This is a genomic window from Sulfurimonas sp. (assembly GCF_023228785.1).
Taxonomy (GTDB): domain Bacteria; phylum Campylobacterota; class Campylobacteria; order Campylobacterales; family Sulfurimonadaceae; genus Sulfurimonas.
In genome coordinates this window covers 1-20,760 of sequence record NZ_JALOAN010000012.1, presented here as the reverse complement: position 1 = coordinate 20,760, position 20,760 = coordinate 1, and the positions used below count along the sequence as shown (strand labels likewise).

At 35.0% G+C, this 20,760-nt stretch carries 18 protein-coding genes; 10 read left to right on the top strand and 8 right to left on the bottom strand.

Annotated elements, in window-relative coordinates:
• Positions 1-87 precede the first annotated feature (87 nt).
• The 8 genes from M0Q24_RS04575 to M0Q24_RS04540 all read right to left on the bottom strand — a co-directional run bounded on the left by M0Q24_RS04575 (position 88) and on the right by M0Q24_RS04540 (position 8,934).
• Positions 88-1,062, bottom strand: a complete 975-nt coding sequence (locus M0Q24_RS04575) for a cysteine desulfurase (RefSeq protein WP_295047862.1) — start codon at positions 1,060-1,062, stop codon at positions 88-90.
• A 67-nt stretch (positions 1,063-1,129) separates the two neighbouring features.
• On the bottom strand, positions 1,130-1,960 hold the full coding sequence (gene fdhD / locus M0Q24_RS04570; protein ID WP_295047860.1) for a formate dehydrogenase accessory sulfurtransferase FdhD: 831 nt from the start codon (positions 1,958-1,960) through the stop codon (positions 1,130-1,132).
• A gap of 6 nt (positions 1,961-1,966) precedes the next feature.
• On the bottom strand, positions 1,967-2,914 hold the full coding sequence (locus M0Q24_RS04565) for a cytochrome b/b6 domain-containing protein (RefSeq protein WP_295047858.1): 948 nt from the start codon (positions 2,912-2,914) through the stop codon (positions 1,967-1,969).
• Positions 2,915-2,923: 9 nt separating this feature from the next.
• Positions 2,924-3,514 carry a formate dehydrogenase FDH3 subunit beta gene (fdh3B, locus tag M0Q24_RS04560; RefSeq protein ID WP_295047856.1) on the bottom strand — a complete coding sequence of 197 codons (591 nt, stop codon included), beginning with the start codon at positions 3,512-3,514 and terminating at the stop codon, positions 2,924-2,926.
• Positions 3,515-3,524: 10 nt separating this feature from the next.
• Positions 3,525-6,323: a molybdopterin-dependent oxidoreductase gene (locus M0Q24_RS04555; RefSeq protein WP_295047854.1), complete on the bottom strand. Its 2,799-nt coding sequence runs from the start codon at positions 6,321-6,323 to the stop codon at positions 3,525-3,527.
• A gap of 18 nt (positions 6,324-6,341) precedes the next feature.
• Positions 6,342-6,575: a twin-arginine translocation signal domain-containing protein gene (locus tag M0Q24_RS04550; protein ID WP_295047852.1), complete on the bottom strand. Its 234-nt coding sequence runs from the start codon at positions 6,573-6,575 to the stop codon at positions 6,342-6,344.
• Between the two features lie 84 nt (positions 6,576-6,659).
• Positions 6,660-7,274, bottom strand: a complete 615-nt coding sequence (locus M0Q24_RS04545; protein WP_295047850.1) for a molecular chaperone — start codon at positions 7,272-7,274, stop codon at positions 6,660-6,662.
• A complete protein-coding gene (locus tag M0Q24_RS04540; protein WP_295047849.1) occupies positions 7,267-8,934 on the bottom strand; it encodes a 4Fe-4S binding protein in 1,668 nt (555 codons plus the stop codon). The genes M0Q24_RS04545 and M0Q24_RS04540 overlap by 8 nt, the downstream gene beginning before the upstream one ends.
• A gap of 150 nt (positions 8,935-9,084) precedes the next feature.
• Here M0Q24_RS04540 and M0Q24_RS04535 point away from each other — a divergent pair, with 150 nt between their 5' ends.
• The 10 genes from M0Q24_RS04535 to M0Q24_RS04490 form a co-directional block, all read left to right on the top strand.
• A complete protein-coding gene (locus M0Q24_RS04535; protein ID WP_295047847.1) occupies positions 9,085-10,227 on the top strand; it encodes an ABC transporter substrate-binding protein in 1,143 nt (380 codons plus the stop codon).
• Positions 10,217-11,815: a HAMP domain-containing sensor histidine kinase gene (locus tag M0Q24_RS04530; protein ID WP_295047844.1), complete on the top strand. Its 1,599-nt coding sequence runs from the start codon at positions 10,217-10,219 to the stop codon at positions 11,813-11,815. The genes M0Q24_RS04535 and M0Q24_RS04530 overlap by 11 nt, the downstream gene beginning before the upstream one ends.
• Positions 11,805-12,470 (top strand): response regulator, encoded by a 666-nt coding sequence (locus M0Q24_RS04525; protein ID WP_295047842.1) that lies wholly within the window; start codon positions 11,805-11,807, stop codon positions 12,468-12,470. The genes M0Q24_RS04530 and M0Q24_RS04525 overlap by 11 nt, the downstream gene beginning before the upstream one ends.
• 42 nt (positions 12,471-12,512) lie before the next feature.
• Positions 12,513-12,743, top strand: coding sequence for a VF530 family protein (locus M0Q24_RS04520; protein ID WP_295047841.1), 231 nt, complete (start codon positions 12,513-12,515; stop codon positions 12,741-12,743).
• A 20-nt stretch (positions 12,744-12,763) separates the two neighbouring features.
• Positions 12,764-13,783, top strand: coding sequence for an aldo/keto reductase (locus M0Q24_RS04515; protein ID WP_295047839.1), 1,020 nt, complete (start codon positions 12,764-12,766; stop codon positions 13,781-13,783).
• A gap of 71 nt (positions 13,784-13,854) precedes the next feature.
• Positions 13,855-15,408 (top strand): class I SAM-dependent DNA methyltransferase, encoded by a 1,554-nt coding sequence (locus M0Q24_RS04510; protein ID WP_295047837.1) that lies wholly within the window; start codon positions 13,855-13,857, stop codon positions 15,406-15,408.
• 36 nt (positions 15,409-15,444) lie between these two features.
• Complete coding sequence (locus M0Q24_RS04505; protein ID WP_295047835.1) at positions 15,445-16,611, top strand: restriction endonuclease subunit S; 1,167 nt, start codon at positions 15,445-15,447, stop codon at positions 16,609-16,611.
• A gap of 3 nt (positions 16,612-16,614) precedes the next feature.
• The gene (locus M0Q24_RS04500) at positions 16,615-16,767 is read left to right on the top strand and encodes a hypothetical protein (RefSeq protein WP_295047834.1); all 153 of its coding nucleotides are present in this window, start codon (positions 16,615-16,617) and stop codon (positions 16,765-16,767) included.
• On the top strand, positions 16,760-17,791 hold the full coding sequence (locus M0Q24_RS04495) for a virulence RhuM family protein (protein WP_295047832.1): 1,032 nt from the start codon (positions 16,760-16,762) through the stop codon (positions 17,789-17,791). Before M0Q24_RS04500 ends, M0Q24_RS04495 begins: the two co-directional genes overlap by 8 nt.
• Positions 17,784-20,760: type I restriction endonuclease subunit R (locus tag M0Q24_RS04490; protein ID WP_295047830.1), on the top strand; the 2,977-nt coding region annotated here is incomplete at its 3' end. The genes M0Q24_RS04495 and M0Q24_RS04490, both read left to right, overlap by 8 nt.

Below are 20,760 nucleotides of genomic sequence, written 5' to 3'. Positions count from 1 at the left end.
ATGAACCTCGTAGAAAGGATTTGAAAGCTGCTTACTAATTCAAAACCCACAGGGCGAAGCTAAAGCATCGCTTCCTAAAGCTGCGTATCAATCATTAAAAGAGATAAGCTGGGTATATTTTAGACGCATTGTCTTTACTATACTCACTATCTCCTCTTGGCTCATCTCATCCATAAAAGATAATTCTATACTATTTCTACTTTGTGTCTCACTATAACCCATAGCTTGTATGACTCTTGATGGTTTTGCAAGTCCTAGTGAGCATCCCTCGCCATTTGTAATGAAGATCTTACTTAGTGCTAAAGTTCTTATAAATTCTCTTGCTTTTATGCCTTTTAGTCCAAAATGTAGTGAGTACTCAAGCGTACTATTTGGATCTACGAAAAAGTAGAGATCTTCTTTAAAACTCTTCTTTAACTCTTTTAAAAACTTGCCCTTTAACTCAAAGTTAAAGCTTTGGATCTTTAGTGCATCAAAACATAACTTTAGAGCAAGAGTGTCCATAAAGCCTATGCTTATTAGATCGAAGATTTCATCATTAAAAAGTAAAACTCCACTAAGAGCAAAGCCTGTTAATTTGTAAGAGTCAAAATAGATCGCATCGCTATTTTCATTGTAATTTGCAGAGGCATTTGAGATAATTTTAGCGTCTGAAATCTTTTTAATTTGACCTAGATCTGTTTTTACAAAGGTATCCATTACATAAGAAGAGACAAAAACAAAATCTACACCATTTAAGTTCGATAGATCTACACTTCCATCTCTGTTTAACTCAAGCCATTTGACACTAAACCCAAGTTTTTCATAAAGTATTCCAGCCTCAACAACAGCTTGGCTCTCACCCAGACTAATTGCAATCTTTGCATCTAACTCAAGAAAAAGACCTAAAAATCCCTCTTTTGAAAATGAGAATGTTTTTAGCATCTTATGTTTGTATTTATCTTTAAAATCTAAGCAGAGTTTTTCATACTCTCGGTTTTCTTTGAGTGCATTTAGAGAGAGTGAGTTTGAGAGATCTATTGTTTGAAGTGAGTTGTATTGAAGTCTATTTAGATGTAGCATATTTCCTCTTTTTTAGTAGGTACTTCCTCTTAAACTAGGGGAAGCTAATGAGAAGTACCTACTTTTCTTATACTCCTATTCTAGCAGAATGAGTATATAGATTCATCTTATTTCCTCTTGCAAATCCAACAAGAGTTATGCCGTGCTCATTCGCGGCTTTTATACCTTGAAATGTAACTGCGGCTTTAGATATTACTATGGGGATCTTGTGCATTACACACTTTACAACCATCTCCATAGAGAGTCGGCCACTTGCGTATAAAACAGATCTCTCTATATTTTTTTTAGATAGTGTTGCAAGACCAACTACCTTATCAATAGCGTTGTGCCTTCCTATATCTTCAGCCTCAAAAAAGCTACCATCTTCTAAAACAAGTCTTGCTTTGTGGACACAACCAGTGTTATCAAATAGTTCAGATGGCTTTGAAAAATCTCTCATAGTTTTTAGTGCCTCATCAGCACTAAGAGTGTAATCTGTACTTACAAATGAGCATTTAAAAAGCTCCTCTGCATTACCAGTTACACCAATACAGCATCCTGATGTTAGAGTTTTTTCTTTAAAAAGATTATCATAACCCTCTTGTGAAATATCAGCATCTACATAGACGCTGAGTCCATCTTCGCTAACCTTTAGACTCTTAACATCATAAAGACTCTTTATGACAGCTTCTGAGAGTAAAAAACCTACAATGTGTGCGTCTTGATATTTCGCAATACACATAACTGAGAGGAATTTTACTCCATTTAGAAAAAACTTAACTCTTTGTTCTTTTATAACATAGTCTTCAAATGTGTCAATTCCATCTAGATCAAACCTTTCGATGATCACTCTTTTAGTGTGATCACCTAAGTTAGGATGTAGTTGTGGAATCTCTGTGCTTGTCATTAACTTAGTCATGTCAGACTACCTTTTTTCTTCTATATCTTTTAAAACATCTGGCGCTAATTGCTCAAGATGCTCTCTTGGATACTTTCCTGTTACTAAACCTTTAAGATTTCCTTTTACTGCGATCATAACCGAGTAAACAAAATCCATCAAGAAGAACATCATTAAAACACTAGCTCCAAAATGAAGATAGATCATTGCTCTCTTTAGCTGTATAAACTCACTATGAGTATATGCATCTGGATGAATATACCAAATAGTTATACCACTAAGTAAAAGACCAGCTCCCATAATGACAAAAACTATAAATATAACTCTTCTCATAGGTGAATAACCACCTCTGAGTATAAGCTTTTTAGTTATAGAGTTATTAAATAAAATCTTCGCATCTTTAAATGCGATAAGAGTCATAGCAAACCATAAAGGAAGCCAAACAAGACCTAAGATCTCATGTGAACCTCTAAGGAAAAATGCTATATCTCCACCACCTGAGCGCATACCCCATGTTATATTGAAGCCTGTAATTATTAAAGCAGATATTACGATAATGTTTAACCAAATCACAGCTCTATGAAAGATAGAAAAAACTTGAACTTTATCGTTTGGATCTCTAACTGTTGCAACTTTTCTTCCGTATTTCGCATACATAAAACAAAAGATCGCAATCTCTGCTACAAATACCCACCAAATAAACTCTTGTCTCTCATTGCTCGCACGAATAATCTCCGGAGCAATAGAATTATAACTAGGACCAAAAGCTGCATTTACCATCGCTTGGTAGTTTGAAGTTGGCTCAGTTAAAACTCCACTAGTATCTCCAGTTAAGAGGACATGGATGGGGTACTTTAAAAAGTACTCCCACTCTATAATCATTAAAAAACTAACAAATATAAGACCAACGACACCTAAACCTAAGAGGGTAAGTATATATGCTCTGTTTCTAGTAAAAAATGTATTACTTTGCATAATCTACTCCTACCAACCGTAAGACTGTGTTGATATGCCTTTTCCATGAGCTACAGATCTATATGTTTTAATAGCTGCTACTTCTGTTGAATCTCCAACTAACAACGCCTTAGTTGAACACATAGATGCACACATTGGGACTTTGCCTTCTGAAATTCTGTTTTGTCCATATTTATCAAACTCTGCGGGTGAATTAGTCTCTTCAGGACCACCTGCACACATTGTACACTTGTCCATCTTACCTTTTGTACCAAAAGCTCCATCTTGAGGGAACTGAGGCGCGCCAAAAGGACAAGCAAATAGACAATATCCACAACCGATACACTTATCTTTATCGTGAAGGACTATACCATCAACTCTTATATAGAAACAATCAACTGGACAAACTTGTTGACATGGTGCATCACTACAATGCATACATGCCATAGATATAGAGATCTCTTTACCTACAATACCTTCGTTGATAGTTACAACTTTTCTTCTATTTACTCCAACTGGGACTTCATGCGCTTCTTTACAAGCTACAACACAACCATTACAGTCGATACAAAGATCCTCATCGCAGTAAAATTTCATTCTCGCATATTTTGGCTTACTCATTTTACTTCTCCTATGCTCTTTGGATTCTTACCAAAGAACACTTAGTCTCTGGACAAGATGTCTGTTGGTCGTAACCGTAACTTGTAACTTGGTTTGAGTTCTCGCCAAAACTATGAGGAGCAGTTCCCGTTGGATATCTACTCTCTAGGCTCTCACCACTCCAAACTCCAGAGAAGTTTTGAGGTAAAAAGACTGAGTTTTCATCTACTCTATAAGAGTATTTACACTTGATCTTAATCTTACCTTCGCCAGTTCCATATACCCACATCATCTCGCCATCTTTAATGCCAAGCTTTGCAGCTAATTCTGGATGAAGTTCACCATACATCTCTCCTGAGAGTTCAGCTAAGTACTTAGATGCACGAGTCTCTGTTCCTGTTCCCATATGCTCAACTACACGTCCCGAGACTATGTTTATAGGATAATCAGCTACCCAGTTTTGAGCATTTTGCTCACTTGCATAGCGAACATTTGTTCTATAATGATTTGCTATATCTGCAACTGCAGGGTATCTTTTTATGAGATCTTGTCTGAATGAGTGCAATGGCTCTCTATGTTTTGGAATCTCATCTCTAAAGCCCCAAACAATAGTTCTAGCTCTTGCATTTCCATAAGGAGCAAGTCCAGCTGCAAGAGCATTTCTAACTAAAATTCCACTATCGTCAGTCTTCCAGTTTTTACCCTCAACAAGCTTTTTCTCTTCATCTGTTAGTTTAATGCCACTAAGCTCTTCAATATTTTTAAAAGTGATCTCATCGTATCCACCTTTAATGCGTGAACCAACAGGTGCAACGCCATCAGCGGCTAGTAGTGAAACACCATTTCGCTCAGTTCCAAATCTAGTTCTAAAGCCCATTCCACCTTGAGAAACTGGTAGTTTAACATTGTATAAAACTGGACTTCCTGGATGATCTTCACTCCAACAAGGCCATGGCAAGCCATAGTACTCTTTAGAAACTGGACCTCTTCCCTTTAATGAAGTGGTGTCAAACAAGTGCCAGTTTTCTGTATGCTTTTTAAGTCTCTCGGCAGTTCTACCTTGAAAACCAATAGTTTTTAGAGTTCTAGCTATTTCATTTGTTGCATCTTCTGGCCAAGTAAAATCTTTACCTTTGCCCATTCCAGCTACAAACTCATCGTAAAAACCTAATCTTTTTGCAAAGTCAAACAAGATCTCTTCATCAGGTCTAGCCTCATATAGTGGATCTATTACTTTACTTCTCCACTGAGCACTTCTTCCAGTGTTTACAACAGTTCCAGAACACTCAACTTGAGACGCTGCTGGTAGTAAGTAGAGATTGTTCTCTCTTGTAGTAATTACTGCCGCATCATTTACATATGGATCTATAAAAACAACAAGGTCAAGCTTATCAAGAGCCTCTTTTACTTTGTGTGTTTGAGTAATAGTGGATATTCCATTTCCTATACAAACTAGTGCTTTAAGAGGAGTGTCAGCATTGTTTACTGCATTTGATTCATCTAGCACACCGTGAATCCAAAGACTCAAACTAAAACCTTTATCTTGCATCATCTTTTGAGATTTAAAACGACCTTTTAACCAATCATAATCTACCTTCCATTGTGAAGCAAAGTACTTCCATGAACCCTCAGCAAGACCATAATATCCTGGTAGAGTATCAGAGAGACAACCCATATCTGTAGATCCCTGAACATTGTCATGACCTCTTAGAATGTTTGTTCCACCACCTGGCTTACCCATGTTTCCAAGAACAAGTTGTAGGATTGAACCTAGTCTTGTGTTTGATGATCCAACAGTATGTTGAGTCCATCCTTGGTTCCAAATCAGACAACCTGGATCTGCAGTAGCAAACGCAGTAGTAGCTTGGATCAGGATCTCTTTTGGACAACCAGTTACATCTTCTACATGCTCAGGAGTATATTCTTCACACTCTTTAAAGATCTCTTCCATTCCATAAACTCTATCGTTTATAAAAGATTTGTCATACCATTTGTTATCACGGATGAGTCTTATCATTCCGTACATAAAAGCGATATCAGTACCTGTTCTGATGCGACAATATACATCACTCTTTGCAGCAGTTTTTGTATATCTTGGATCTACCACGATTATTTTTGCACCATTTTGTTCTTTTGACTTTAAAATGTGTTGCATAGCAATCGGATGATTTGCCGCTGGATTCGCTCCAAAAATTATAATAGCTTTTGAGTTTTGCATGTCACCTAGATGATTTGTCATAGCTCCATAACCCCATGTATTTGCCACACCGGCAACTGTTGGACTATGTCAAATTCTAGCTTGGTGATCTATGTTGTTTGTTCCAAACATAGCTGCGAACTTTCTTATATAATAAGCTTGTTCATTACTACATTTTGCAGATCCTAAAAACTGAACTGCGTCTGCACCATATTTCTCTCTGATGCCGATTAATTGATCTGAAATTTGGCTCATTGCCTTGTCCCAGTCAAGTCTTGCCCACTTGCCATTTACTTTAGCAGTTGGATATTTTAGTCTGTTTGTACCTCTGACCTTATCAATCATATCGGCACCTTTACAACAATGCCCTCCGTGACTAATTGGGTGGTCATGAGCTACCTCTTGTCTAACCCACACATTGTTTTGAACTTCAGCTATAACACCACAACCTACTGAACAGTGCGTACAAATGGTCTTAATGAGTTTTGAACCTGGATAAGGATTTCTGATCTCATCCTTGGTTGCCCCTCTTAAGACGCTATTGCTAGCAAATGCAGAAGTTGCTGTTGTAACTGTTGCAAGCGAAGCCATTTTCATGAAACTTCTTCTTCCAAAGCTTTTAAGCATTTTCATTTTATTTCTCCTCCTTTTTTACTTTGCTGAGTTGTAAAACTCTTCCCAATTTTGAGTTTTTGTATACAAAATCTCTTTTTTATTTGAAGTTCCAGTTACAACACCATTTCCCTTGTTATCGCTGTTACCTCTGTGACCTCTGTGCTGACCTTCTGTAGTAGCAGCTACTGCGACTACTGATGTAGCAAGAACTGAAGCGGCAATTCCAGCACGCTTTAGAAAATCTCTTCTCTTTAATATCTCATCAGACATATTCACTCCTCTCATTTTTTGTGGTTAAAAGCCACCCTAAAAGCTCAAATAAACTCTTAGGGAGACTTTTAAAGTCTCCACATTTTAAGCAGCTTTGATTTTTGCTATATCTAAATATGCTCTCTCAAAGTTACAAAAGTTTCCTAAAATTGCTCCAACATAGGAGTAGATCTTTGTATCACTAGAGATCATTTTGTAAGCTATCTCATCGCAAAATGGATTTATGACCGCTTCAAAAAGCTCTTTTTGTAGAGATGCATCTAGTTCGCCCTCTATCTCTTGCTCTATAAGGTAAGACAAGAATGTAAAAATAAAACCAAAGTGATCTTCAGGTGCACTAAAAGAAGCTTCATCTTTTCTAATTTTAGTTCTAGCTAAAATATCTCTTACCTTTAAAAGCATAGTGCCACCTTCTCTTTGCTCATAGTAGTAAGAAGCACTAAGAGAGATAAACTTTGAAAAAGGAACTAAAAACAGTTCTTGATACTCAACATATAGATCTTCATCAGATCCACTCTCTAGGTTTTGCAGTATTGAGGCAGCTACCTCGCTTACTTCATCATCAAAGGAATTTTTAGAGAGAAGTTTTAGACTCTCTTTTATCTGTGGTAGTTGAGTTTTTACATGGTTCTCTACAAGTAAAAGAGACAATAAGTTGTATATAAAAAGTCTTGCTCTATCTATTTCTTTGTTACGCATTTAATAGTCCTTCTTTTATCATTAGTTTTGGTTTACAGTTCTCACAGCAGTAAAGCGTTCTCTGTTTTACTGGGCTAAATGCCGCAAATACTGGTCCCATCATCGCAGCAATCTTCTCAACTGACTTTGTTGTGGCAAACTCTACCCCGCACTCAACACAAGCAAAAAGAGTATCTTTTGCAATAGTTGTCTCTTTAAACCAAGATGGTTGCAATTCTATAATGTCACGCTCTAAAGTCAAACAATCTTTCTCAGGACAAGATGGCTCGCAGTAGCCACATGCAGTACAAAGCGAAGCGTTTAGTTTTAGCTCATAAGTCTTTGGATCTGCTACAAGAGCATCTACATTACAAGCTCCAACACAAGCCAAACAGAGCGTACATTTGTCTTGATCTACCTTTACTTTAGCGTAGTGAATATGCTCGCCAGTAGTGACACTCCCTAGATCTTCTTCACCTATCATGTATGAGAGACGAAGAGAGAAAACTTCTCTTTTTCTAGATCCAATCTCGTTGTATGAGTATCTTGAGTTTTCTATAAACTGGACTATTTGCATTGCATCTTCAAGTTCTTGTTTGTTTACTGCAACGAGGATCGCATCTTTGTTGTACTTTTTTTGGTAGATATGGTTTAGTATGCTAATTGAGTCTTTTACGCCCTTAGACAAAAAATCAGAGTAGAAAATCACTTGAGATCCAGACTCTTGAAGTAGAGTTAAAAATGTAGATTCATGTAGGAACTTTTCACCCTCTACTTTAAAAGGTAAAATATTCTCTTTGAGATCTACTTCTAAAGACTTAAGATCCATGATTTGAGGGACAACTAAAGGTGTGTGATAACGAAAGTATTTAGCCATCTCATAAATGCTCTCTCTTGTAGTTGGTGCATAATCTAAGGCTCCAGAAGGACAAACTGAGATACAGCCACCACAGCCGTGACAATCTATCTGTGAAAATTTAAGATGTTTGCTCTCATCGATCTTAATGATTGCAACAGTTGGACAGACCTCTTCACACTTTGAGCAGATCTCTTCTCTTCGCTCATGATATTGACAGATGTTTTGATCATAAATAGTAAACTTTTTATAGTCGTAGTTTGTAAGGTTAGATCTAAGAGTTGCAAGAGTTGAATCTATAGAACTCTCAAGAGGATCAAAGACTCCACTTCTCTCTTTTTTTCGTTTATCTCGGTCAAACCAAACTACTTGAGAGACTTTAAGAGTTGCATCTTTAAATGAATCATTAACAACAGCATTCAAAGCACCTATATGACCATCAATAGACTTTATGGCATCTGGAAGAACATGAAAAAGATTGAACTCATCTGGAACCATAGCTTTTAAGAAGTTCTCTTTTTGTTCTTTTGTAGCGATGAGTAAAACTTCTTTAGAGACATCTTGCTCAAAATTGATATCTTGCGCCATATCAAAGCGAATAGCATTTATCTCATATAGTTTTTCAACATTTTTGATCTTGTTTGCTATGGAATCTTTTGAGTTTGAGATGTAGAAGTCAATCTCATCAGCTATGACCTCCCCATGAACTTCATCAGAGTTTGAGACTATAAAATTGTTTTTTTGTTCATTTGTAGAAGTTACGAGAATATTCTCAGGAAGTGGAAAATCAAGCCCTCTATCACTATAGTAGATAAATTCTTGCATAAATAACCCCTTTTTGGTAAAAAAAATATTACCAAAGTTTAGCTTCATAAAACTTTCATAATACTTAAAAAGTAAAATAATTTTTACTTATTGTTGAGTTGATATAAATCAATTCATTTATGATATAATCAACATAAAAAAGGCTTATGGGTGATAAAGTACTTTCTATCTTTATTTGCTATTTTTGTTATTGTATATTTTGCTCTTAAAGATGAGAGCTTTGAGCAAAAGAACTTAAAGTTTGGTATATCTGTTCCTAATACAGGGATTATGAAAGCATGGGGCAGTGCAGTTTATAATGGAGCTGATGCTTACTTTTCTCATGTAAATGAGAATAATCTTTTAAAAGATAAAAAACTTTCTCTTGTAGTATATGATGATAAATATGAACCAGAACTTACTATAGAAAATATTAAAAAGTTAATTGATGAAAAAATATTTGCATTTTTTGGTTTTGTTGGAACGCCAACAGTTAAAAAAATATTACCTATACTTCAAGAAAAAAACATCCCCCTCATAGCTCCTTTTAGTGGTGCAGAGTTTTTAAGAGATAAAAAAAATAGACATTTTGTAAACTTTAGAAGCTCTTATGATCAAGAGATAGATGCTATAGTAAAATATCTTTATGAAAAAAAAGGGGTAAAAAGATTTGCAGTTTTTTATCAAAATGATGACTATGGAGAAGAGGGCTTTGTCTCACTTCTTGAGTCTTTAAAAAAAAGAGGCTTAAAGCTTGTTGGTGAAGGAACTTACAAAAGAAACACCCTCTCCATAAAACACGCACTATATGAGATAAAAAGTGTTCAACCTGAGGCAATACTAATGGTTGGAGCTTACAGAGCCAATGCCCTTTTTATAAAAACTGCTAAAGAAGATGAGATCTTTAAAGATACTTACTTTTGCAATATCTCTTTTGGAGATGCAGATGAGATGATAAAAGAGTTAGACAAAAACACAACAAACTTACTCTTTAGTGAAGTTGTACCAAACTACAAAACTTCTAAACTAAGTGTTGTTTTAGAGTACAAAGAACTGATGCAGAAATACTATCCTGAGCAAGCTTTAGGTTTTATATCCCTAGAATCATTCCTAGCTGCAAAAGCAGTGGTGGCGGCTTTACAAAATATAGATGGTAGCATAACAAGAGAGAAGTTTTTAAAAGAGATAAAAAATCTTAAAAGTAATTCTTTGGGTGGAATGGAGATAGATTTTAAAAATAAACAACTCCACAATAAAGTCTATCTTTACAAATACAAAGATTCAAATTTTATAGAAGTAAAAAATGAAGATTAAAAAACTACTTACAGCTATAGAAAAAATACCTTTTTCTTACAAAACATCTATCTTGATGTTTATCATCATTGGTGGGATGATGTCTATCATAGCTCTTTCACAGATCTCTATATATACTATCAAAAATGATTTTGATGTTTTGTTTGAAAAAAGAACAAAACCCATCTTAAAGCTTGAAGCTATAAAAGATGCCTATCTTATAAATATACAAGAGACCATACTAGATGTTTACAACAAAAATATAGAGCTAAAATACTCATACGATGTTATAACTCTAGGCGAGCAAGTTATAAAAGGAAACTGGGCAAAATATTTGGAGATTAGTTTTTCAGATGAATATGAATCCTCTTTTGTAACTAAGATTATAAAAAAGTTCTTTAGTATTGGAAACCAAAATCAAAACAAGGTTTTACAAAGAAGTATCATCTCAAATATAAATGAAAAAATAAAAAGAGTAGATGTTCTTGTGAGCGAGATTTTAGTTGAGCTAAAAGATCCACAAAGTAAAAAAATAGAAATACTTATAAAAAAAGTAAATTTTGAGATAAACGCAATCTCAATATATCTTACAAATCTTACAAATTACGACCTAAATATGGCAATCCGTGAGAAGGGTGATACTCAAAATATCTTTAACACTCTCTCCACCATACTAAATGTCTCCATAGTCTTTGTTTTTGTCTTTTCTATAATGCTCTCAGTTATGATAATCATGCACTTTAAAAAGATCCATTTTGGGCTTGAAGATGCGGTTGATGAAAAAACAAAAGAACTCTTAAAACTAAATGAATCACTAGAGAGACGCATAGCTGGGGAGGTTGCAAACTCAAGGAAAAAAGATCTCATAATGTTTCAGCAAGCTAGACTTGCATCTCTTGGTGAGATGATAGCAAATATCGCTCATCAGTGGAGGCAACCACTATCATCTCTTATGATGATAATACAAGGATTTGAGACAAAAATGGAGCTAGGAAAATTAACTCCAGAGTTTTTAAAACAAAAGGTTGATGATGCAACACTTTTAGGTGAAAATATGTCAAAAACGCTTGAAGATTTTCAAAACTTTTTTAAGCCAAGCAGAGCTAAAGAGAGATTTTCTGTAAAAAGATGTATAGAACACTCATTTATCTTATCTAAGTACTTATTAGAAAAAGAGAATATAGAATTTACACTAAATATAAAAGCTGATGAAGAGATCTATGGTTTTTACAATGAACTATCACATGTTTTTTTAAATATTATCTCAAATGCTATAGATGTACTAAAAGATAAAGAGTATAAAAGACTCATAGAAGTAGTGGTCAAAAAGTCAAAAAACAACATAAGAGTAAACATCGTAGATAATGGTGGAGGCATCGATGAAGAGGTGTTAGGACATATCTTTGAGCCTTACTATACTACAAAATATAAAAGTAGTGGAACTGGCATCGGGCTCTATATGTCACAACAAATAGTGCAAAAACATATGAACGGTAAAATTGAGTGTAAGAATGTTTACTATAAAATACAAAACGCAAACTTTCAAAAGTGTACGCTCTTTAGCATAAGCATACCACTTAAAGATGTCAAGGACGAAAATGATAACTAGAAACTTAAACATACTAAATGGATATAACATACTTTACTTAGAAGATGACGACTCACTTTTGCATCAAACTAAAGATATGCTTGGAGATTTTGTAAATGAGATCTTTGCCATAAAAACCTCAAAAGAGGCCTTTGAAATTATAAAAAGATATAGAGTCGATGTGATAGTATCAGATATTTTGCTAGAGGATGAGAATGGCATCGATTTTTTAAGAGAGTTAAAAGAGGTACACAATATACATATACCGACAATTCTAACAACTGCTCATACAGATACTAAGTACCTACTAGATGCTATAAAACTAAAGGTAGAGAACTATATAGTAAAGCCCATAAACTTAAAAGAGCTTTTAAATACTCTACACGACATAGTGCTTCCACTAATGCAAGAAAAAGAGATACGAAAAAACTCAAATATCATCAGAACTATCTCAGCCATAACAGACTCAAAACAGGTTGAAGTTATAAGGTTTATAGTAGAGAGCTTAAATGAAAAAGACCAACTCTTAGCATCATATAGCGACATTATGCAAGAAGTAAGTATCTCAAAACCAACTCTTATAAAACTCTTTAAAGATCTATCAAGTAAAAAAATCTTAACAAAAATAGCTTATAAAACATATCAGTTTGATCAAAGAGCTTTGGAATTTATATAGAGAAAATTAAATATAAATGATGCTAGTAAAAAAAGGAAGAGAATGAGTGAGCGTGAAAAAAACAAAAACAATCCCCTGCATGGGGTAAAATTAAAAGATATTTTAGAAGATCTTGTGAAACATTACGGTTGGAAAAAGTTAGGAAAACTCATAGAGATCAGATGTTTTTTGTTTGATCCAACAGTAAATTCGAGCTTGAAGTTTCTTAGAAAAACTCCTTGGGCTAGAGAAAAAGTTGAAGAGTTGTATATAAAGATGATAGAAGCGAAGTAGAGATAGTAAAAGGGGCACAAATGAATTACAGATACATTGGAAAAACTGGGCTTAGAGTTACGCCAATATGTTTAGGAACTATGGGTTTTGGTAGTTGGAGTGATGAGGTTGAGTCATTTAAGATAATGGACAGAGCGTATGAGAGAGGTATAAACTTTTTCGACACAGCTGAACTCTATCCTGTTCCTCCAAAAGTTGACTACGCAGGGGAGACTGAGACTATTGTTGGTAAGTGGTTAAAGACTAAACAAAGAGATAGCATCATCTTAGCTTCAAAAATTGCTGGAGCTGCAAATGGTTGGTTTGTTCCACCCATTAGGCATGGTCTTACGGCTGTTGATAAATTTCATATCAAAAGAGCGGTTGAGGGGAGCTTGAAGAGACTTCAAACGGACTATATAGATCTTTACCAGATGCACTGGCCAGATACTTTAGTTCCCATAGAAGAGTCGCTACTAGCCTTTGATGAGCTTGTAAAAGAGGGCAAGGTTAGGTACATCGGAACTTCAAACGATAGTGCTTATGGACTAACAAAAGCAAATGAGACTTCAAAGAGACTTGAGATCTCAAGGTTTGAGTCCATCCAAAACAACTTCTCTTTAAATAATCCACGATTTTTAGATGAACTCTCTTTAGTTTGCCAAAAAGAGCAAATATCACTTCTGCCATACTCGCCCATAGCTGGTGGAGTTTTAAGTGGAAAGTATAACGGTGCATTTTACCCATCAGATGCAAGATTTAGTGAGTATCTTAAAAGCAAAGATCCCCGCACAAAAGCGCAAGGTACAAGATTTGTAAATGAAAAGTCACTTGCATCTACCGCAAAGTATATGGAGATAGCAAAGAGTTTAGACATAAGTCCAGTAACCCTAGCAGTAGCCTACTCAAAGCAGTTTGACTTTGTAGCATCTACCATCATAGGAGCAGTAAACGCAGAGCAATTAGATGACTCATTTGCAGCAATGGATCTAGAACTTAGTGATGAGGTGATGCAAAAGATAAAAATTATACAAGAAGAAATTATGTACCCGATGGGCTAAACACTATTTGTCTTTCTTGCTTTAAAGGCTATAATAAATAAAAATTATTTTTTATAAGGTCACACCAAATAATGGCAAAAGCAAAAACAAAACAAAAGTCTATGGAAGAGTCTCTTTGGGAGAGTGCAAATAAACTAAGAGGAACAGTAGAATCTAGCGAATACAAACATATAGTTTTAGGGCTCATCTTTTTAAAGTTTGTGAGCGATACTTATGAGGCAAGAAGAGAGCAACTTATAGCTGATGGTAAAGAAGCATTTGTTGATATGGTTGAGTTTTACACCATGGAGAATGTTTTTTATCTGCCTGAGATCTCTAGATGGTCATACATAAAACAACATGCCAAACAAGATGATATAGCTCTAAAAATAGACACAGCCCTCTCAACTGTAGAGAAAAACAATCCATCTCTAAAAGGTGCACTACCTGACAACTACTTCTCAAGACTAGGACTAGACGCAAGTAAACTCTCATCTCTCATAGACACCATCAACAACATCAACACCATACAAGACAAAGGTAGCGATATAGTTGGGCGTGTCTATGAGTACTTTTTAAGTAAGTTTGCCATAGCAGAGGGTAAAGGAAAAGGGGAGTTTTACACTCCAAAGTCCATAGTAAATCTCATAGCAAATATGATAGAACCATACAAGGGCAAGATCTACGATCCTGCTTGTGGATCTGGTGGTATGTTTGTGCAGTCTGTAAAGTTTATAGACGCTCACAATGGAAGCAAAAAAGATATATCTGTCTATGGACAAGAGTACACTGCAACAACTTACAAACTAGCCAAAATGAACTTAGCCATCAGAGGCATATCTGCAAATCTTGGAAGTGTGGCTGCTGATACATTTAGCAAAGATCAACACAAAGACCTAAAAGCTGACTTCATCATGGCAAATCCTCCTTTTAACCAAAAAGACTGGAGAGGTGTAAATGAGCTAGTAGATGATCCACGATGGAGTGGATACGAAACACCACCAACCTCAAACGCTAACTACGGCTGGATCCTTAACATGGTCTCAAAACTCTCACAAAATGGAGTAGCGGGCTTTATCCTTGCAAATGGAGCACTAAGTGGTGGCGGTGAAGAGTACAAGATCCGCAAAAAGCTCATAGAAAATGACATGGTAGAATCAATAGTGATTTTACCTAGAAATATGTTTTATACCACAGATATAAGTGTCACTCTTTGGATACTAAACGCCAACAAAAAAGAGAGAACTTTTGAGCAAAATGGTAGAACTAAAGTACATAGAGATAGAACAGATGAGATACTCTTTATGGATCTACGCCAAAAAGGTGTGCCATTTGAGAAAAAGTTTATAGAGTTTGATGAAGAGGCAATAGACGAGATCTCTTCTACTTACCACGCATGGCAAAATGAGGCCTATAAAGATGTATCTGAGTACTGCTACAGTGCATCTAAAGATGAGGTAGAGAAAAAAGACTTCTCACTAGTTCCTAGCAAATACATAGAGTTTGTAAACAGAGATGAGAACATAGACTTTGATGAGAAGATGAAAACACTTCAAAGTGAATTTAAAATTTTGTTAGAAGAGGAAGAAAAATCTAAAAAAGAGTTGCTTAAAGTGTTCGAGGAGTTGGGTTATGCCATCGACTAAGACTTTTGCCAATAGTTCAGATAGAGGCAGAACTTTATGAGAAGTAGTTATAAAAAGCTAGGTCAATTTATAAAACAAGTTAGTATTAAAAACACTAATCTTAAAGTCACAAAGCTTTTAGGTGTAAGTATCACTAAAAAGTTTATCCCATCTATTGCAAATACTATTGGTACTGATATGTCAAAGTACAAGATAGTCAAAAAAAATCAATTTACTTATGGATCTGTAACTTCACGAAATGGAGATAAAATATCTGTAGCATTACTTGAAGATGATGAAGCCATTGTTTCTACATCTTATACAGTTTTTGAAGTGACAGATAGAGAAAAGTTACTGCCTGAGTATCTTATGATGTGGTTTAGAAGAGAAGAGTTTGACAGATATGCCAGATTTATGTCACACGGAAGTACAAGAGAATCTTTTGGATGGGATGAGATGTGTGAAGTAAAACTCCCAATCCCATCGCTAGAAAAACAAAGAGAAATAGTAAGAGAGTACGAAACCATCACAGACAGAATAAAACTAAACGAAGAGCTAAACAAAAAGCTAGAAGAGACAGCACAAAGCATCTACAAAGAGTGGTTTGTAAATTTTGAGTTTCCAGATGAGAATGGCAAACCATATAAATCAAATGGTGGCGAGATGGAATACTCAGATGAGTTGGATATGGAGATACCAAAAGGATGGAAAGGTACTACATCTGAGAATGTAATGAACTTTACTACAGGAAAGTTAAACTCAAATGCAGCTATAGATAATGGAAACTTCCCTTTTTTTACTTGTTCAGCAGAAACTTTTAAAACAAATACATATTCGTTTCAATGTGAAGCAGTTTTACTAGCAGGTAATAATGCCAGTGCAATTTATCCATTAAAATTTTATAGAGGAAAGTTTGATGCATATCAAAGAACTTATGTCATTACAACTAATCATAATCAACTATCAAATGAACAAATATATTTAGTTGTCAAAAGTGAATTAGAAAATTTCAAAGGATTGTCATCAGGAACAGCGACAAAGTTTCTAACTATGCAGATATTAAATAATTTGCCTATAGTTTTAGCAAATGAATATATTGCAGAAAAGTTTTATAAACTTTTAAAACCAATCTTTGATCATAAATTAACTTTACAGCATGAAATTGAATTTTTAGTTGAATTTGATACTACTTTACTTTCAAAAATGGCAACTATTGAAGGCTAGATTATGAACAACTACACCCCACCATACACCATAACTTCAAAAACAATAAAACTTCAGTTTGCTCAACTTGCAAAAGCAAATCTTATGCTAAGAAAAAAGAACTGCATTAAAACTTTGGCAGGTACTTTGGAGATAGAGGGAAAATATAATGGCTAAACAAATCATAAATACAACAGCTCAAGAGTTTTCAAATTTTGTTATTTTTAAGATTGAAGATGCAAAAGTCAACATTGATGTTCTTTTTGAAGATGAGACTTTGTGGCTTACACAAAAAAAGATGGCAGAACTGTTTGATACTACACCACAAAACATAACTTTGCACCTCAAGAATATCTATGATGAACAAGAACAAAGTGAAAATACAACTTGTAAGGAATTCTTACAAGTTCAAAAAGAGGGTTCTAGAGAGGTAAAACGACAAAGCAAACACTACAACCTAAAAGCCATCACAGCAGTAGGATACAGAGTAAACTCTCATAGAGCTCTAGAGTTTAGAAGATGGGCTACAGGCATACTTGAAGAGTACATAGTCAAAGGGTTTGCTATGGACGATGAGAGACTAAAAGCGGTCAAACACTTTGGGCAAGATTATTTTGATGAGCAACTAGACCGTATAAGAGAGATACGACTAAGTGAGCGAAGATTTTATCAAAAAGTTACAGATATATATGCACTAAGTGCGGACTATGATAAAAATGATGCTCTAACAAGAGAGTTTTATGCAACGGTGCAAAATAAAATGCACTGGGCAATTACAGGAAAAACGGCAGCCGAGACTATCTACAGTGAAGCTGATGCTCAAAAAATATATATGGGACTAAAAACATGGAAAAAATCACCAGAGAAAAAGATACTCAAAGCTGATGTGACAATTGCTAAAAATTATTTAGATGAAGAACATATTGAGCAACTTAAACGAATAGTATCTGCATATTTGGATCTTGCAGAAGATAGAGCACTCAGAGGTATTGTTATGAATATGAAAGACTGGGTAGTGTTTTTAGATAAGTTTTTAGCACTATCAGACTACCCTATACTTTTAGATAATGGCAAAATATCGGCACTAGAAGCAAAACTAAAGGCTCATGCAGAGTATGAAAAATATAGAGTGATCCAAGATAGAGAGTACTTGAGCGACTTTGACAAACTACTACTAAATATGGAAGAGAAAAATGAGTAAGTTTACAGAAGAAAAACTAGAACGAGCGTTTATAGATCTACTAGAAGAGCAAGGTATTGGTTATCAACATGCCAAAGAGATAGAGCGAGATGATAGTGAGGTGCTTATAAGAGATGATCTAAAAAAGTACTTGCAAAGTAGATACAAAGCTGATGATATAACACAGAGTGAAATCACTCAAATCATAAGAAAACTCCAAAGCTATCCATCTAGTGACTTGTATGATTCTAATAAAACTATCATGAAGTTAGTATCTGATGGTTTTATATTTAAACGCGAAGATGCAAATGCTAAAGATATTCATATAGAGTTTATAAACTATGAGGATGTACAAACAAACAATTTTAAGATAGTAAATCAACTCGAAATAGTAGGCTATGAAAAACGCATCCCTGATGGAGTTCTTTATATAAATGGGTTTCCCTTAGTTGTGTTTGAGTTTAAAAGTGCCATACGAGAAGAGGCTACTTTGCACGATGCATTTGTGCAACTCACAACTAGATACAAAAGAGATATCCCAGAGCTTTTAAAATACAACGCTTTTTGTATCATAAGTGATGGAGTGAACAACAAAGCTGGATCTTTGTTTGCACCTTATGAGTTTTTTTATGCATGGAGAAAGATAACTGGTAACGAAGTGGATGTTGATGGTATAGACTCGATGTATAGTATGATAAAAGGGATGTTTAACAAAGAGAGACTTGTAGATATCATCCATAACTTTATCTACATGCCAGATAAATCAAAAAAAGATGAAAAGATAGTTTGTCGCTATCCACAGTACTACGCTACTAGAAAACTTTATGAAAACATAAAGCTACACCAAAAACCTCATGGCGATGGAAAAGGTGGTACTTACTTTGGAGCAACTGGTTGTGGCAAGAGTTTTACTATGCTCTATCTTACTCGTATGCTGATGAAGAGTGTTGCATTTTCTAGCCCAACCATCATACTCATAACAGATAGAACAGATCTAGATTCTCAACTAGCTCAACAGTTTGGCAGTGCAAAGGGCTTTATAGGTGATGATGGTGTGGTGAGTGTTGAGAGTCGTGAAGATTTGAGACAAAAACTTCAAGGTCTTCAAAGTGGTGGAGTTTTTCTTACAACTATTCATAAGTTTACAGAGGATCTGGAACTATTAAGTGATAGAACAAACATCATCTGTATATCTGATGAAGCTCACAGAAGCCAGATAAATCTAGACCAAAAAGTAAAAGTAACAAAAGATGGTGTGAAAAAAACTTATGGGTTTGCAAAGTACCTACACGACTCTTTGCCAAATGCTACCTTTGTAGGTTTTACAGGAACTCCTATAGATGCTACGCTAGATGTTTTTGGTGCTGTAGTAGATAGCTACACCATGACCGAATCAGTTAGAGATGAGATAACTGTTAGAGTTGTCTATGAGGGAAGAGCTGCTAAAGTGGTGCTAGATAACGCCAAACTCCAAGAGATAGAAAACTACTATGAAGAGTGTGCTAGTGCGGGTGCGAATGAGTACCAGATAGATAAAAGCAAAAAAGCCATCTCAAGTATGAGTACGATCTTAGGAGATCCAGATAGGCTTAGAGCAGTTGCACGCGACTTTGTAGAACACTATGAAAAGAGAGTGGGTGAGGGTGCTAGTATCAAGGGAAAAGCTATCTTTGTAGCTAGTAGTCGACCAATCGCTTATGCTCTTTACAAAGAGATAGTAGCACTACGACCAGAGTGGATGGAGAAAAAAGTCAGTGATGAGGAACTTAGTGAGAGAGAAAAAAAAGAGATACTGCCACTAGAAAAAATCAAAATGATTATGACTAGAAATAAGGATGATGAAAAAGAACTATACGATATGCTAGGTACTAAAGAGTATAGAAAAACACTAGATACACAGTTCAAAAATGAAAAATCAAACTTTAAAATTGCCATAGTAGTTGATATGTGGCTAACAGGGTTTGATGTACCATGTTTGGACACAATCTACATAGACAAACCCATACAAGAGCACAATCTTATCCAAACAATCTCAAGAGTAAATAGAAAGTATAAGTCAAAAGAAAAAGGGCTTGTAGTGGATTACATAGGCATAAAAACAGCTATGAATAAAGCTCTTAAACAGTTCTCACAGATAGATAGTCAAAACTTTGAAGATATAAATGCTTCCATAGTAATAGTAAAAGATCAGCTAGATCTACTAGCAAAACTTTTTCATAGGTTTGATACAAGTGGATACTTTAGTGGAACTCCCAGAGAGCAACTAGAGACTCTTAACGATGCGAGCGAATTTGTACAGCTTACTAAAGAGTTAGAATCTAGATTTATCTACATAGTAAAAAGATTGAAATCCGCTTACGATATAGCTTGTGGTAGTGAGGTTTTTACAGAAGATGAAAAAGATCATATACATTTTTATATGGCTATAAGAACAATAGTTCTCAAACTAACAAAAGGCGATGCTCCAGATACTGCGTCTATGAATGCGAAAGTCTCTTTGATGATAGCAGAAGCTCTTAAAAGCGATGGAGTTCAAGAGATATTTAAGCTAGGAAGTGAAGATGAAGCACAGATAGATATATTTGATGAAGACTATATCAACAAGATAGAAAAGATAAAACTACCAAACACAAAGATAAAACTACTACAACAACTACTCTCAAAAGCACTAGAGGATTTTAAAAAAGTCAACAAAACAAAGGCGGAAGATTTTTCTAAAAAGTTTACCTCTTTAGTGCAAAAATACAATGAGAGAAAAGAAGAAGATGTTTTAGTTAGCGGAGTTTTAGAAGATTTTACAGATGAGATAATAGATCTTTACTATGAGCTAAAAAAAGAAAAAGACTCATTTAAAAGTATGGGCATAGATTTTGAAGAAAAAGCATTTTATGATATTTTAAAATCTATTGCCAAGAAGTTTGATTTTGCTTACCCTGAAGATAAATTACTTTTACTAGCAAGAGAAGTCAAAAAAATTGTAGATGATAAAG

What these genes read in the sequence shown, in the direction of transcription:
- M0Q24_RS04575 (WP_295047862.1), bottom strand. Translation starts at nt 1,062, where the DNA reads ATGCTACATCTAAATAGACTTCAATACAACTCACTTCAAACAATAGAT.
- fdhD (WP_295047860.1), bottom strand. Translation starts at nt 1,960, where the DNA reads ATGACTAAGTTAATGACAAGCACAGAGATTCCACAACTACATCCTAAC.
- M0Q24_RS04565 (WP_295047858.1), bottom strand. Translation starts at nt 2,914, where the DNA reads ATGCAAAGTAATACATTTTTTACTAGAAACAGAGCATATATACTTACC.
- fdh3B (WP_295047856.1), bottom strand. Translation starts at nt 3,514, where the DNA reads ATGAGTAAGCCAAAATATGCGAGAATGAAATTTTACTGCGATGAGGAT.
- M0Q24_RS04550 (WP_295047852.1), bottom strand. Translation starts at nt 6,575, where the DNA reads ATGTCTGATGAGATATTAAAGAGAAGAGATTTTCTAAAGCGTGCTGGA.
- M0Q24_RS04545 (WP_295047850.1), bottom strand. Translation starts at nt 7,274, where the DNA reads ATGCGTAACAAAGAAATAGATAGAGCAAGACTTTTTATATACAACTTA.
- M0Q24_RS04540 (WP_295047849.1), bottom strand. Translation starts at nt 8,934, where the DNA reads ATGCAAGAATTTATCTACTATAGTGATAGAGGGCTTGATTTTCCACTT.
- M0Q24_RS04530 (WP_295047844.1), top strand. Translation starts at nt 10,217, where the DNA reads ATGAAGATTAAAAAACTACTTACAGCTATAGAAAAAATACCTTTTTCT.
- M0Q24_RS04525 (WP_295047842.1), top strand. Translation starts at nt 11,805, where the DNA reads ATGATAACTAGAAACTTAAACATACTAAATGGATATAACATACTTTAC.
- M0Q24_RS04520 (WP_295047841.1), top strand. Translation starts at nt 12,513, where the DNA reads ATGAGTGAGCGTGAAAAAAACAAAAACAATCCCCTGCATGGGGTAAAA.
- M0Q24_RS04515 (WP_295047839.1), top strand. Translation starts at nt 12,764, where the DNA reads ATGAATTACAGATACATTGGAAAAACTGGGCTTAGAGTTACGCCAATA.
- M0Q24_RS04510 (WP_295047837.1), top strand. Translation starts at nt 13,855, where the DNA reads ATGGCAAAAGCAAAAACAAAACAAAAGTCTATGGAAGAGTCTCTTTGG.
- M0Q24_RS04505 (WP_295047835.1), top strand. Translation starts at nt 15,445, where the DNA reads ATGAGAAGTAGTTATAAAAAGCTAGGTCAATTTATAAAACAAGTTAGT.
- M0Q24_RS04500 (WP_295047834.1), top strand. Translation starts at nt 16,615, where the DNA reads ATGAACAACTACACCCCACCATACACCATAACTTCAAAAACAATAAAA.
- M0Q24_RS04495 (WP_295047832.1), top strand. Translation starts at nt 16,760, where the DNA reads ATGGCTAAACAAATCATAAATACAACAGCTCAAGAGTTTTCAAATTTT.